Origin of the sequence: Bradyrhizobium lablabi (assembly GCF_018129385.1) — a bacterium.
Lineage (GTDB): Bacteria > Pseudomonadota > Alphaproteobacteria > Rhizobiales > Xanthobacteraceae > Bradyrhizobium > Bradyrhizobium lablabi_C.
In genome coordinates this window covers 95,463-108,399 of record NZ_JAFCLN010000004.1, presented here as the reverse complement: position 1 = coordinate 108,399, position 12,937 = coordinate 95,463, and the positions used below count along the sequence as shown (strand labels likewise).

12 protein-coding genes are annotated in these 12,937 nt (G+C 59.9%); 4 read left to right on the top strand and 8 right to left on the bottom strand.

What is annotated here, in order from left to right; genetic code table 11:
* Positions 1 to 77 precede the first annotated feature (77 nt).
* Positions 78 to 950 carry a tripartite tricarboxylate transporter substrate-binding protein gene (locus JQ628_RS10070; RefSeq protein ID WP_433996122.1) on the bottom strand — a complete coding sequence of 291 codons (873 nt, stop codon included), beginning with the start codon at positions 948 to 950 and terminating at the stop codon, positions 78 to 80.
* A 195-nt stretch (positions 951 to 1,145) separates the two neighbouring features.
* Positions 1,146 to 2,429: a CaiB/BaiF CoA transferase family protein gene (locus JQ628_RS10065; RefSeq protein ID WP_212222388.1), complete on the bottom strand. Its 1,284-nt coding sequence runs from the start codon at positions 2,427 to 2,429 to the stop codon at positions 1,146 to 1,148.
* Between the two features lie 117 nt (positions 2,430 to 2,546).
* Here JQ628_RS10065 and JQ628_RS10060 point away from each other — a divergent pair, with 117 nt between their 5' ends.
* Positions 2,547 to 3,518 (top strand): LysR substrate-binding domain-containing protein, encoded by a 972-nt coding sequence (locus JQ628_RS10060; protein ID WP_212222387.1) that lies wholly within the window; start codon positions 2,547 to 2,549, stop codon positions 3,516 to 3,518.
* Here the strand turns inward: JQ628_RS10060 and JQ628_RS10055 are convergent.
* Positions 3,515 to 4,765: a CaiB/BaiF CoA transferase family protein gene (locus JQ628_RS10055; protein WP_212222386.1), complete on the bottom strand. Its 1,251-nt coding sequence runs from the start codon at positions 4,763 to 4,765 to the stop codon at positions 3,515 to 3,517. The two genes, JQ628_RS10060 and JQ628_RS10055, sit on opposite strands and share 4 nt — an antisense overlap.
* A 203-nt stretch (positions 4,766 to 4,968) precedes the next feature.
* Between JQ628_RS10055 and JQ628_RS10050 the strand changes: the two genes are divergently transcribed.
* From JQ628_RS10050 to JQ628_RS10040, 3 genes are read left to right on the top strand one after another with little or no spacing between them, the layout of a single operon-like run.
* On the top strand, positions 4,969 to 5,700 hold the full coding sequence (locus tag JQ628_RS10050; RefSeq protein ID WP_212222385.1) for a glutathione S-transferase family protein: 732 nt from the start codon (positions 4,969 to 4,971) through the stop codon (positions 5,698 to 5,700).
* A gap of 18 nt (positions 5,701 to 5,718) precedes the next feature.
* Entirely contained in the window at positions 5,719 to 6,354 is a 636-nt protein-coding gene (locus tag JQ628_RS10045; RefSeq protein ID WP_212222384.1) for a 2-hydroxychromene-2-carboxylate isomerase, read from the top strand.
* Between the two features lie 6 nt (positions 6,355 to 6,360).
* Complete coding sequence (locus JQ628_RS10040) at positions 6,361 to 7,578, top strand: acyl-CoA dehydrogenase (protein ID WP_212222383.1); 1,218 nt, start codon at positions 6,361 to 6,363, stop codon at positions 7,576 to 7,578.
* Between the two features lie 420 nt (positions 7,579 to 7,998).
* Here the strand turns inward: JQ628_RS10040 and JQ628_RS10035 are convergent, their stop codons facing one another.
* From JQ628_RS10035 to JQ628_RS10015, 5 genes are all read right to left on the bottom strand, one after another.
* Positions 7,999 to 9,600: a TRAP transporter large permease gene (locus JQ628_RS10035; protein ID WP_212222382.1), complete on the bottom strand. Its 1,602-nt coding sequence runs from the start codon at positions 9,598 to 9,600 to the stop codon at positions 7,999 to 8,001.
* Positions 9,597 to 10,136, bottom strand: a complete 540-nt coding sequence (locus tag JQ628_RS10030; RefSeq protein WP_212222381.1) for a TRAP transporter small permease subunit — start codon at positions 10,134 to 10,136, stop codon at positions 9,597 to 9,599. Before JQ628_RS10030 ends, JQ628_RS10035 begins: the two co-directional genes overlap by 4 nt.
* A 312-nt stretch (positions 10,137 to 10,448) precedes the next feature.
* On the bottom strand, positions 10,449 to 11,477 hold the full coding sequence (gene moaA / locus JQ628_RS10025) for a GTP 3',8-cyclase MoaA (protein WP_212222380.1): 1,029 nt from the start codon (positions 11,475 to 11,477) through the stop codon (positions 10,449 to 10,451).
* A gap of 128 nt (positions 11,478 to 11,605) precedes the next feature.
* Positions 11,606 to 12,067: a hypothetical protein gene (locus JQ628_RS10020; RefSeq protein ID WP_212222379.1), complete on the bottom strand. Its 462-nt coding sequence runs from the start codon at positions 12,065 to 12,067 to the stop codon at positions 11,606 to 11,608.
* Positions 12,068 to 12,213: 146 nt separating this feature from the next.
* Entirely contained in the window at positions 12,214 to 12,891 is a 678-nt protein-coding gene (locus JQ628_RS10015) for an HAD-IA family hydrolase (protein ID WP_212222377.1), read from the bottom strand.
* Positions 12,892 to 12,937 lie beyond the last annotated feature (46 nt).

Genomic DNA, 12,937 nt, shown 5'->3' with positions numbered 1-12,937 from the left:
GCGGACCCCAAGGCGGTTTGGCGTCACGTCGCCTAATGACGCAAAGCGGACATGGTGGGTTCATGGAGTGCAATTGGTCATTTAACTAGTTCGCCTTCGAGCAGACGTTTCCAGCGGGCGATATCCGCTATGAGCTTTGCCTTGAGGGCACTGGGCGTCGCGTTCTCCGCTGAAACCGCGATCGCGCTGAGCTGGCGAAATCGCTCAAGGACGGCATTTGCGAGGAGAGAGTTCTGTAGCGCCGATGTGAGCTTTTGCGTCACTTCGGGCGGCGTTCCCTTTGGAGCATAGATTCCATGCCAGATTGCCAGCTCCATCTTGCCGAGACCTGCTTCGGTAACGGGCGGAACGTTCGGGAGTGCTGGTATCCGATGTGACGTAGTCACTGCGTACGCCTTGATCTCTCCCGATTGTATCTGATTGGTCGTGTTGGTGGTCTGATCGCACATGAAATCGACTTGTTCGCCGATCAAGTCGATCATTGCGGGTCCGGTCCCCTTGTAGGGAACTGTAACCGGCAGCGCTCCCGTTTCGGACGCAAACAGAACGCCGCATATATGGGATGCCGTCCCGGCTCCGGCATGAGCGTACGATACCTTCTGTCCTTGCGCAGCGGTGTAAGCAATCAACTCCTTTAGCGTATTCGGAGGGAACGATCGTCGAGCCACGATGGTCATCGGAACGTCAGCAACTAGGCCGACAGGCTCGAAAGATGCGAGCGGATCGATGGAGCCAGGATAGAGAGTCGGCGCGGTCGCCATGCCGATGTGGTTGAGAAGCAGCGTGTATCCGTTCGGCTCGGATTTGGCTACCCTCGTCATCCCGATTGTGCCTCCCGCTCCGGCGATGTTCTCGACGATTACTCGTTGCCCCAGATCGCGGCCCATTGCCTCGGCGACAATTCGGGCGACGGTATCGGTCGGACCGCCGGCCGCGTAGGGAACGACCATCGTAATCGGCCGGCTCGGATAGGGTTGCGCTGCGGCTGGCCCGACGGCGAGACATAGCGACACGAATGCTATCCCTGTCGCTCTAGATCGCTTAATTACGCCTGAGAGATTCCATCCGCTGCTTGATATCGAGATCACCATGTGTTTCCTCTTGCGTCTCTTGCTCTTGCATTCCTGGTTGCTGTCGAACTGCAATTAGACAATTCCAGCTTTGCCAAGGCCCGCAATCTCCTCCTTCGACAGTCTGAGGAGACCTTCATAGATTTCGGCGTTGTGTTCGCTCGGCACGGGCACACGAGGATCGTGAAAAGCGTCGGCTTCGCTGAACTTCAGAGGAAATCCTGCCGCAAGAGGGCCTTCGGTGCCCGGCATGTTTGGGTTGCGAACGGGCTGCAACATGTCCCGCACACGCAACTGATCCCAACCGACGACATCTTCGATCGTCCGGATCGGACCGCAAGTGATGTCTGCTTCGTCTAGCTGCTTTATGATCTCGTCGACATGCATGCCGGCCGCCCAAGCTTCGACGACGGCGTCAACCTGCTCATTGTTCTCGATGCGCCAACCGGGATTCATGAAGTCGGACGAGTTCAAGAGATCCTCGCGCCCCATGATACCTAAAAGCTTTGTCCAGTCGGCGGCGGTCCCGGTACCAATTGCGACCGATCCGTCGGCGGCTCGATAAGTGTTGAATGGAGAGAACCTGGCGATCCGATTGCCTTGACGGGGGGCGAGGCCGAGATCGGCATAGCGCTCGAAGGGCTCGTCAAAGATCAATGACAGCAGGCAATCAGCCATCGAGACATCGATGAACTGACCCAAGCCTGTTTCGTGTCTTTGGTAGAGTGCACCCAAGATTCCGGCCAGAGCGAACGTGCCCGCGATGCCGTCCGAGAGGGATGCGCCGGTTTTGCTCGGTTGCCCGTCCGGGTCTCCTGTAATGCTCATCATGCCCGTCGCGGCCTGCACCATCAGGTCGAAGGCTTTGCGATGACGCTCAGGGCCCGTGGAGCCGTAGCCAGTGATTGAGCAGTAGATTAGCCGGGGATTGTTGGCGCGGAGCGTCTCGTATTCGATGCCAAGCCGCGCCGTTACGCCGGCCTTGAAGTTCTCCACGAGCACATCTGCCTCGCGAACGAGCTTGAGCAAGATTTCGCGGCCTTCCTTGCTTTTCAAGTCCAGACTTATCGATTTCTTGCCGCGAGCTCTCTTCAGATAGGCGATGCCGAGGTCGTGCGGCGAGCGACGGTCGAGCGCCACGCCGTGCGGGCCAAAGTACGGAGGTGCCGTGAAGGTTGGATCTCCTCCCCTGGGATCGTCGATCTTGATCACCTCGGCCCCCATTCCGGCCAGAAACAGGGTCGCCTGCGGTCCGGACAGAAACCGGCTGAGGTCAAGAACGCGAATGCCACGAAGAAGAGGTGGCTTATTTCCTAAGGTGGCGCTTGGCGCGACGGAAGCGCTCTCTCCCGAGACCATGGATTATCCCTCAATCGCAACGTCTGTCACTTTCGCGAGAGGGAGGCCCGGCCGTCCAATATCAATTAGGTCCCGTTCGATATGTAGAACGACCGATTTTTCTGATACGTTATAGATATGAATATCGAGTTGAGGCATTTGCGCTACTTCGTCGCCGTCGCCGAAGATCTTCATTTCGGCAAGGCCGCTGATCGCCTCGGCATCTCACAGCCTCCATTGAGCCAGCAAATCCTCGCGCTGGAACGCGAGATTGGCGCGCGCCTGTTTGAGCGGTCGAACAGACGCGTCGAATTGACGAACGCAGGAAAGTCTCTCCTGAAAGAAGCATTGGAGATTCTCCAACGCGTCGACGTTGCGGCCATGCGTGCCGAGCGCATACATCGCGGTCTTCTGGGCGAAGTAAAAATCGGATTCTTCGGCTCCGCCCCCTTCGTGGAGGGCTTTCAGAAACTCATCTTCGAGTTTCGCGCCACACACACCGATGTCGATCTGATCCTGCAGGAGATGCCGACTTACCAGCAGGTCGATGCCATCCTTGATGGCCGTCTCGACCTTGGCTTCGTGCGGCCGCTTCAACCTAAGCCGAGTTCCATCCAGTCCGTCGAGATCGCGCGCGAGCGACTGATGGCCGTCATGCGGCTCGACCATCCACTGGCATCCAGACAAGGCGATCTGTCAGTCGCCGATCTGGAACATGAACCGATGGTGCTCTACGCTAGTTCGATTGGAAGCGGTTTGCATCAAAAGATCATCGACCTGTGTCGTGATGCCGGTTTTTTTCCAAGCGTCGTCCAGGAGGCAAATGCAACGCCCACGATGATGGGTCTGGTGGCCGCCGGAATGGGCATCTCGATCTTGCCCGAATCGCTCAGGCGCCTTCCACTGGCCGGCCTGAAGTTTGTTCCGCTGAGCGACCCGAAGGCTTTGACTGCCGTATGGCTTGCTAAGCGTTGGGAAGATAGGTCGTCTCTTGTCCGGCATCTATTCCAGCAAGCGACACGGCTAAAGCCGAAAACTCCGGTGGGCGGGGTTAACGCCGACACAACCAAGTCTCCGAGGCAATCTCGACGCCCGCGCAGGCCTCGCTAACCGAGCGATCGATCCCTCACGAAAATCTTCTTCCTGTGCAGGTCGGAGATTTCCTCGTCCGACATGCCGTATTCGCGAAGGACGTCAGCATTGTGCTCGCCGAGCCGCGCTGCCGATAGACGCGAAGGAGCTTGCCAACCTGAAAAGCGCACCGGCGTTGAGGGTACCTTGAACTCGCCTAGCAACGGGTCGACCACGGTCCGTACCGTGTTCCGTGCCTTGAGATGATCCAGTTCCAGTACTTCATTCATGTCCAGGACCGGTGCAACCGGAATGCGGTGCTTCTCGAGCTGCTTGAGACATTCCTCGCGCGAGCCGACAGAGGCGAGCCAGCCTTCAAGGATTTCCTTGAGCAGATCGTTGTTCTTGCGCCGCAAACCGGCGTTTGCAAACCGTTGGTCGTCCTTCAGTTCAGGCATCTCGAGGGCCTGGACCAATTGCGGCCATTGATGCGCCAGGGACATCAAGGTGATGTATTTTCCATCGCCACACTTGAAGATGCCTGTGGGCCCTCCGTCCGGATGCTGCGATCCGGTTCGGCGCTGCATATACCGCCTACCGAGCTTGGACACACGGGGGATGCTTGCTTCGTGCATGTGGAAATAGGTATCGAGTAGGGTGCTTTCCACATGCTGCCCCTCGCCGGTTCGCTCGCGATGAAACAGTGCAGCGACGATCGCCAGCGCTGCCGACATGCCCGTGGAAACGTCCCCGATTGCCATCGTGACGAGCGACGGACTCCCATCAGCCTCTCCGATCATTCCCGTCACGCCGGCATAGGCTTGGCCGATATAGTCGTAGCCGGGTTTCTCGCTCAGAGCACCAGTCTGGCCGGCGAAGGAAATCGAGCACATCACGAGACTGGGATTCAGGATCTTTAGGTCGTCGTACGACATGCCGGCTCGGGCCATGACTCCGGGGCTGAAGTTCTCGACGAGAACGTCGGCCTGCGAGATCATGCCCTTCAGGATTTCCCGGGCCCGCTCGTTCTTGAAGTCCAGCGCGATGCCCCGCTTGGAGTGATTGTGCTGGAAGAAATAGGTGCTGTGAGGCGCGGCGTTTTCCGGTGCATCCTTTGCCTTCATGCCCTGAACACGGGATCTGTCACCACAAGGCGCCAGCTCCACCTTGATGACATCGGCGCCCATTTCCGCCAGCACACGCGATGCCGTCGGACCAGCGACGAACTGAGTGATATCTATGACCTTGAGGCCTGAAAGCATGGGTAAGGCGCCGCTCTTGGTCATGTTCTCGCTCCCGTTCGCTTCAATGGAAGCCTATGCATAATTTCTGCATCGGCTGGGGTCCAATACGGACGGCAACTTGATCAAGACGACTTGCGACCTATCAAAGCCAAGTCGTTTCACGACTGAATTATGACTTCGATCGTCTTGGACTGCGAAATGCTCGTTCTTTAACGTGCTGACCGAAACGAACGCGGGAGCGTGTTTTGATCAGGCTCTATTTCTGGCCGACCCCCAACGGTTACAAAATCTCGATTTTGCTCGAGGAGCTCGGACTTCCTTACGAGGTAGAAGCCGTGCACATCGGCAAGGGAGAACAGTTTAACGCGGACTTTCTCAAGATCAGCCCCAACAACAAGATTCCGGCTATCGTCGACCAAGACGGACCGAACGGAAGGCCGTACTCGCTATTCGAGTCAGCGGCCATCATGACGTATCTGGCCGAGAAGAGCGGCTTCCGCTTCATGCCAGCCGATGTTGAACGACGCTATCAGGTCATGCAGTGGCTCTCGTTTCAGGCCGCGAGCATGGCGCCCATGCTGGGACAGGCGCACCACTTCCGCGAATATGCGAAGGAAAGGATCCCTTACGCCGTTGATCGTTTCACGTCGGAAGCGGCACGCCTCTACCGGGTATTGGAACGGCGGCTTTCCGAAAGCGAGTATCTCGCCGGCGAATACTCCATCGCGGACATTGCCGCCTATCCCTGGCTGCGGTCACACAAGTTTCAGGGCCAGAACCTTGCAAGCTATCCATCGATCCAGCGATGGTACAGCGCGGTTCGCGAGCGTCCCGCAGTACAACGCGGTTTGGCCGTGCTGAAGGAGCGGTTCGAGAAGAACCGGAAGCCGCCAACCGGTGCTGCTTGGGACAATCTTTTCGGTTCGAAACAGTTCGAAAATTCCGAGCAAGGGCCGGATGGCAATCCGTCACGATAATCAAGGGGAGATACGCTCATGGAAAAGATCATCGAGTTTTATTGGGACCTCGGCAGCACCAACAGCTACTTCGCGCTCCATCTGATCAAGCCAGTCGCGAAGAAACACGGCGCTACCGTCGTTCCGCACCCGTTCAATCTCGGCTACGTATTCCGAAAACAGAACTACGTGCTGATGGAAGAGCCGAAGGTGAAGCTCCGCTCGCGCAAGATTGACCTTATGCGGTGGGCCAAGCGGTACAATCTGCCGTTCCAGATGCCGAAGAAATTTCCGATGAAGACGAGCCCGGCCTTGCGGGGCGCTCTTGTGATGCGGCGCCTCGGCAAGGAATGGGAATACATGGAGAAGATTTTCGCAGCCTATTGGGAACGAAATGACGCGTCGGTTGGAGAACTTGATGGGCTCAAGCCGATCGCCACCGACCTCGGCGTAGACCCGGCTGAATTCGAGCGCTTGGTCGAAAGCGACCAGATCAGGCACGAACTGATCTTCGAAACCGATGGGGGACTTGAACGCGGCGTATTCGGCGTCCCGACGTTCTTCGTTGGCGAAGAGATGTTCTGGGGCAAGGACCGCATGGAGTTCATCGACGATGAACTGACGTCGCCCACGCCTCCGCGAGTGCGTCGGCCGGCGACCCCAGCGGCGGTGTGAACCGACATGGCACTCATTGAACGGATATCTCCGTCTTCGCACGTCCAGGCTCGATTCCAGTGGGATGATCCTCTTCTGCTCGATCGGCAATTAACCGAAGAAGAGAGATTGATCCGGGACACCGCACGACAATACTCCCAGGAAAAGCTGCTACCGCGCATTATTGCGGCCTATGCTGATGAGCGAACCGATCGCGAAATCTTCTGCGAGATGGGTGAACTCGGTTTGATTGGCGTGACGTTGCCTGAAGAATATGGCTGCGCAAATTCGAGCTATGTTTCCTACGGATTGGTTGCCCGAGAGATTGAACGAGTGGATTCTGGCTATCGTTCCATGAACAGCGTGCAGTCATCGCTGGTGATGTATCCGATCTTCACCTATGGGACTGACGACCAACGAAAGCGCTATCTGCCTCGCTTGGCGAGCGGTGAATGGGTCGGTTGCTTCGGACTGACTGAGCCAGACGCCGGATCGGATCCTGCCGGCATGAAGACGCGCGCCGAGCGCGTCTCCGACGGTTATCGCCTAACTGGTTCAAAGATGTGGATCACGAACGCTCCCATCGCCGACGTTTTCGTTGTCTGGGCCAATTCCGTGGCTCATGAAAATCAGATCCGTGGGTTTATCCTTGAAAAAGGCACGCCCGGACTATCGGCTCCAAAGATCAGCGGCAAGCTCAGTCTTCGTGCATCGGTCACGGGCGAGATCGTCATGGATAGCGTCGTTGTGCCCGAGACGTCGCTGCTTCCCAACGTCTCGGGTCTCAAGGGGCCATTCGGATGTCTAAACCGCGCGCGCTACGGAATTTCGTGGGGTGCCATGGGCGCTGCCGAGGATTGTTTTCATCGTGCCCGGCAGTACGTATTGGACCGTAAGCAATTCGGCCGGCCACTGGCGGCCACCCAACTTGTGCAGAAGAAGCTTGCGGACATGCAAACGGAGATCACGCTCGGATTGCAGACATCCTTGCAAATTGGCCGTCTGATGGATGCCGACCACGCCGCTCCCGAAATGATCTCCCTGGCGAAACGTAACAATTGTGGCAAGGCTCTCGAGATCGCGCGGCTCGCTCGAGACATGCACGGAGGTAACGGCATATCGAGCGAGTTTCATGTCATGCGTCACGCGCAAAACCTGGAGACGGTCAACACCTACGAGGGAACGCATGACGTACACGCATTGATCCTCGGCCGCGCAATCACAGGAATTCCGGCTTTCCTCTAAACACTCTTTCAACATCGCGTTTGGCGGGGATCGAGCCCGCCTGGTCGCACGTCCGCTTCTGGCCTTGGCTGACGTGGCCAAACCAACAGCTAATGTCCGCTTTTGACTTTGGCAGCATTTTCGTGCTTCAGCTCGATTTCGGGCCGCTGAGCTCGGCTACGACAATTCTATGGCGCGCAACGCGCAGGGGTGAGCGTGGCCAGGATCAAACGCCTAAGCAAAACCCCGCAGTGACGCTCCGGGGTTTTCACAGGAAAGCTGTCATCGTCCGGCACCCGGTCCGGCCTCTGGCCGACCGGATGACAGGCTCCGGCGGACGATCCAGTACGCCGTGCTCTTCCGCTTAGATTCACCGACGTCGGTGATTACTGGATGCCCCGGGGCATGACGGAGACAAGGCCACGCTACTGTCTCGGCCCGCTATTTCTTCTCTTGCCCGAAATCCAGCGGTGGCAGTTCGATCTGCGGCACCTCGATCTTGACCTTGCTGAGGTCGACGTCGATCGGCTTGTCGAGCAGGGCGGTCACGGTGATCGGGAAGGCGACCACCAGCGCGACCATGATGAGCTGTAGCACGATCCAGGGCACCGCGCCCCAGTAGATGTCGGAGCTCTTCACCTCGCGTGGCGCGACGCCGCGTAAGTAAAACAGCGCAAAGCCGAAGGGCGGATGCAGGAACGAGGTCTGCATGTTCACGCACAGCATGACGCCGAACCAGATCAGCGCGGCATCGGGGCCGACCACCGGCGCCAGCACCTTCGCCGCGATCGGCGCCACCATCGGCAGGATGATGAAGGCGATCTCGAAGAAGTCGAGGAAGAACGCCAGGAAGAAGATGAAGACGTTGATGAAGATCAGGAAGCCCCAGACGCCGCCGGGGATCGAGGTCAGATGGTGCTCCAGCCAGACGCCGCCGGAGACACCGAGGAACACCACCGAGAAGCAGGTCGAGCCGATCAGGATGAAGATCACCATGCAGGACAGGCGCATGGTGGATTCATAGCCCTGCTTGATCAGGTCGCGCAGGTCGGGGATGCGCACCGCCTCGAGGCAGAGCCAGACGACGGCGATGTAGACCACCGCCAGCGACAGCTTGAGCAGCCTGCCTTCGCCCAGCATCATGCCGATGATCACGGCGACGCCGGCGGCCGCGATGCCGAGCAGCATCATCTTCTGGCCCTTGCTGGACAGGTCCTTGTGATGGATCGCGGCGAGCACGATGGCGCCGATCGCGCCCATGGCGCCGGCTTCGGTCGGGGTCGCAAGGCCGAGCATCATGGTGCCGAGCACCACGAAGATCAGCACCGCCGAGGGGATGATGCCCATCAGGCACTTCTTCCACAGCGCCCAACCCTGTAGCGTGCGCCCTTCCGGCGGCACCGGCGGGACGTGGCCCGGCTTGATCAGGCCAAGCAGAAAGGTGTAGCCGGCGAACAGCGCGATCTGGAGCACCGACGGCCCCCAGGCGCCGAGATACATGTCGCCGACGGACTTGCCGAGCTGGTCGGCCATCACGATCAGCACGAGGGAGGGCGGCACGAGCTGTGTGATGGTGCCGGAAGCCGCCAGCACGCCGGTGATGTAGCGGATGTTGTAGCCGTAGCGCATCATCACCGGCATCGAGATCAGCGCCATCGCGATCACTTGCGCCGCCACCGTGCCGGTGATGGCGCCGAGGATGAAGCCGACGATGATGACGGAATAGCCGAGGCCGCCGCGCACCGGTCCGAACAACTGGCCCATCGAATCCAGCATGTCTTCGGCGAGGCCGCATCTTTCCAGCACCGATCCCATGAAGGTGAAGAACGGAATGGCGAGCAGCAGTTCGTTGGAAAGCACGGCGCCGAAGATGCGGCCCGGGATCGCCTGGAGGAAGTTGAGGTCGAAGAAGCCGAGATAGATCGACAGGAAGCCGAACGACAGGCCGAGCGCAGCCAGCGTGAAGGCCACCGGGAAGCCGATCAGCATGGCGAGGATAAGGCCGCCGAACATCAGCGGCGGCATCATCTCCAGCGTAATCATTGCAGCGGCCTCTCGTACTTGGCGTCGATCATGACGTAGCCCTGCAAGGCAGCGATGCGCTTGATGACTTCAGAGACGCCCTGGAGCGCGAGGAAGACGAAGCCGGCGGGAACGACGAACTTGATGGGCCAGCGGATCAGGCCGCCGGCATTGCTGGAGATCTCGCCGACGCTGTAGGCCTGCATGAAGAACGGCCAGGACAGATAGGCGAGCAGGAGACAGGAGGGGATCAGGAAGAACAGCGTACCGATCATGTCGAGCCAGAGCTGGCCGCGTTCGGACAGCATCAAATAGAGGATTTCGACGCGGACATGCTCATTCTTCTTGAAGGTGTAGGACGCGCCGAACATCACGAACACGGCGAACATGTACCATTGCAGTTCGAGCCAGGCGTTGGAGCTGTAGCCGAACGCGTAGCGGATCATGGCGTTGGCGGCGGAAACGACGCACGCTGCAAGAACCAGCCAGTTGCAGATGCCGCCTATTTTTTCGTTCAGCCAGTCGATCGCGTTGCTCAGCGATAGCAATGAGCGCATCATTTTCTCCCCGGCGGCCGCGCCGGCGCGCCGATGTTATTGTTGTGCACGGCTACGCCGCCGCGCGCGATGCGCGGCGAGGCGTCACTTGCTTGCAGCAGTGAGTGCAACGAATTCCTCCCCCTCGTCCGCTTCGCCGTCTTTGCTTTCCCGGAAAAGGGACAAGTGGCCTATCCGGCCGTGCAGGCTTGAAGCAGGGGCACCATTTCAGCGCGTTTTGCCGCCGTCAATCGGAAAATGGACAGATTGACGCGGGGGTAAATGGCGCACCCGGGAATCTACGTAACCTGTCGGGAATAGCCGGCGTGAGGCTCAGCCGCCGGTGACGCTCATGTGCCGGCTGACGCTCGGGCGGTTGTGCCGGCGATCGATGATGAAGTCGTGGCCCTTCGGCTTTAGTCCAATGGCCCGATCGATCGCGGCCGAAAGCAGCTCGTTGTCTGGCGAAGCCCTGAGCGGTTTGCGCAAATCGGAGGCATCTTCCTGGCCAAGGCAGGTGTGCAGCGTGCCGGTGCAGGTGATGCGCACGCGGTTGCAGGATTCGCAGAAGTTGTGGGTCATCGGCGTGATGAAGCCGAGCTTGCCGCCGGTCTCGCCGACCGCGACGTAGCGGGCAGGGCCGCCGGTATTGTCGTCGATGTCGGTGAGCGTGAATTGCTGCGAGAGCCGTGCGCGCACCAGCGACAGCGGCACATACTGGTCGATGCGGCCGCCTTCGCCGATGTCGCCCATCGGCATCACCTCGATCAGCGTCAGCGCCATGCCCTTGCCGTGCGCCCACCGCATCAGCTCGGGGATTTCGTCCTCGTTCAGGTTCTTAAGCGCCACGGCGTTGATCTTCACCGCCAGGCCCGCCGCGCGCGCGGCCTCGATGCCCTTGAGCACCTTGTCGAGATCGCCCCAGCGCGTGATGTCGCGAAATTTTGCCGCATCGAGCGTGTCGAGCGAGACGTTGACGCGCTTGACGCCGCAATCGGCAAGCTCGCCTGCAAAGCGCGCGAGCTGCGAGCCGTTGGTGGTCAGTGTCAATTCATCGAGCGCGCCGGTGGAAAGATGCCGCGACAGCGAGCGCACCAGCGACATCACGTTGCGCCGGACCAGCGGCTCGCCGCCGGTCAGCCGCACCTTGCGCACGCCTTTTGCGATGAAGGCCGAGCACAGCCGGTCGAGCTCTTCCAGTGTCAGCAAATCCGCCTTCGGCAGGAAGGTCATGTCCTCGGACATGCAGTAGAAGCAGCGCAGGTCGCAGCGGTCGGTCACCGACACCCGCAAATAGCGAATCGTCCGCCCGAACGGGTCGGTCATCGGACCAAACAGCGATGCGTCACTCAACGCGTTCATTCACACGTGCCTTTATCTCAAAGAAGAAAGAGGAGTTCCCCGCTGCCTGCAAGTCCTATTTATGCAGGTTGCAGCGCACTCACAATCCGGTCTTTCGCAAGTGAACGGCTTGGCCGGAAGAGAACGGTTCAGCGCACCGGCGGTGGTGGCGGCGGCGGGAAGGGCGAGGCGGCGGGCGCCGCAGCCGGCGGCTTCTTGGCTTTCGGCCGCTGCGATTTGGCCCTCGCGGCCTTCGGCGGGGCACCGGCGGGCTTCAATTCCGCGAACACCGGATTGGGTTCGATCGTAATGGCGCCGGGCACGGCGTTTTCGCCGGAATAGTCCGCGGGCACGTTGATGACCTGTACCGGCACGGTCGCCGGCTGGAACCTGTTCATCGTGAAGGTCACGGTGAAGTCGGAGGCGGGAACGGCGACCTGGCAGGGCGTCGTGCAGCCGGGACCTGCCGAGGTCTTGGCCTCAGCGCCGGGAGGGGCCGATTCCAGTTGAACCTGGACGGTCGGCGGCGCGGACTTGAAGGAATCCCAAGAGAAAGAGGAGCAGCCAGCCAGGCTTGCCCCCGCCAAGGCCACGACGATGACATGACGCATGATCGTCACTCTGACTGCGGCGTACTGCCACAATCCCCTTCGGGACCTTAGGAGTGTCCCGATAGGGGCGCAACGGGGCGGGGCGTTATAGTAAAGAGATGGTTAACTCGCAGGGACGATCCGGATAAAGCAACAAAGTCAATATTTTATGCCGATTTTATCAGACTTTGCACCGCCGCGGGCAGGTCCTTCATGTGGCCGATGAGGCGGTCTGGCCTGAGTTCCGCGATCGGAACGTCGGTGTAGCCGAACTCCACCCCGATCACCGGAATGCCCGCGCGCCGCGCCACCCCCACGTCGGGGCCGGCATCGCCGACCATGATCGACGTGGACATCGCTCCGCCGGCCCGCGCCACCGTCTCGCGCAGGATGGTTGGATCGGGCTTTGAGACGCCGAAGGTGTCGGCGCCGCAGATCGCGGCAAAGCGCGCGGCAAGGCCCAGCCGCTCCAGCAGCAGCTTCGACAGCCACTCGAGCTTGTTGGTGCAAACCGCGAATCGAAATCCGCTTTCCGCGAGATGATCGAGCGCATCCTCCAGCCCTTCGAAGGGGCGCGAGGCGTCCGCGATATGCTCGGCATAGTAGTCGATGAAATCGGCCGTCATGCGCGCCAGCTCACCCTGGGTGACCTGGCGTCCCTCCACTTCCAGTCCGCGCTCGATCAGTTTTCGCGCGCCGGCGCCGATCATGTTGCGCGCCGATTTCAGCGGCACCGGCGCCAGGCCCTCGCGGTCGAGCACGTAGTTGAGCGCCGAGATCAGGTCGGGCGCGGTATCGACCAGCGTGCCGTCGAGGTCGAAAACGACGATGGGGGAGGCTGCCATGGCGGATTGGCTATCGGTCCGCGCGCAATCATGCAAGACAGGATGG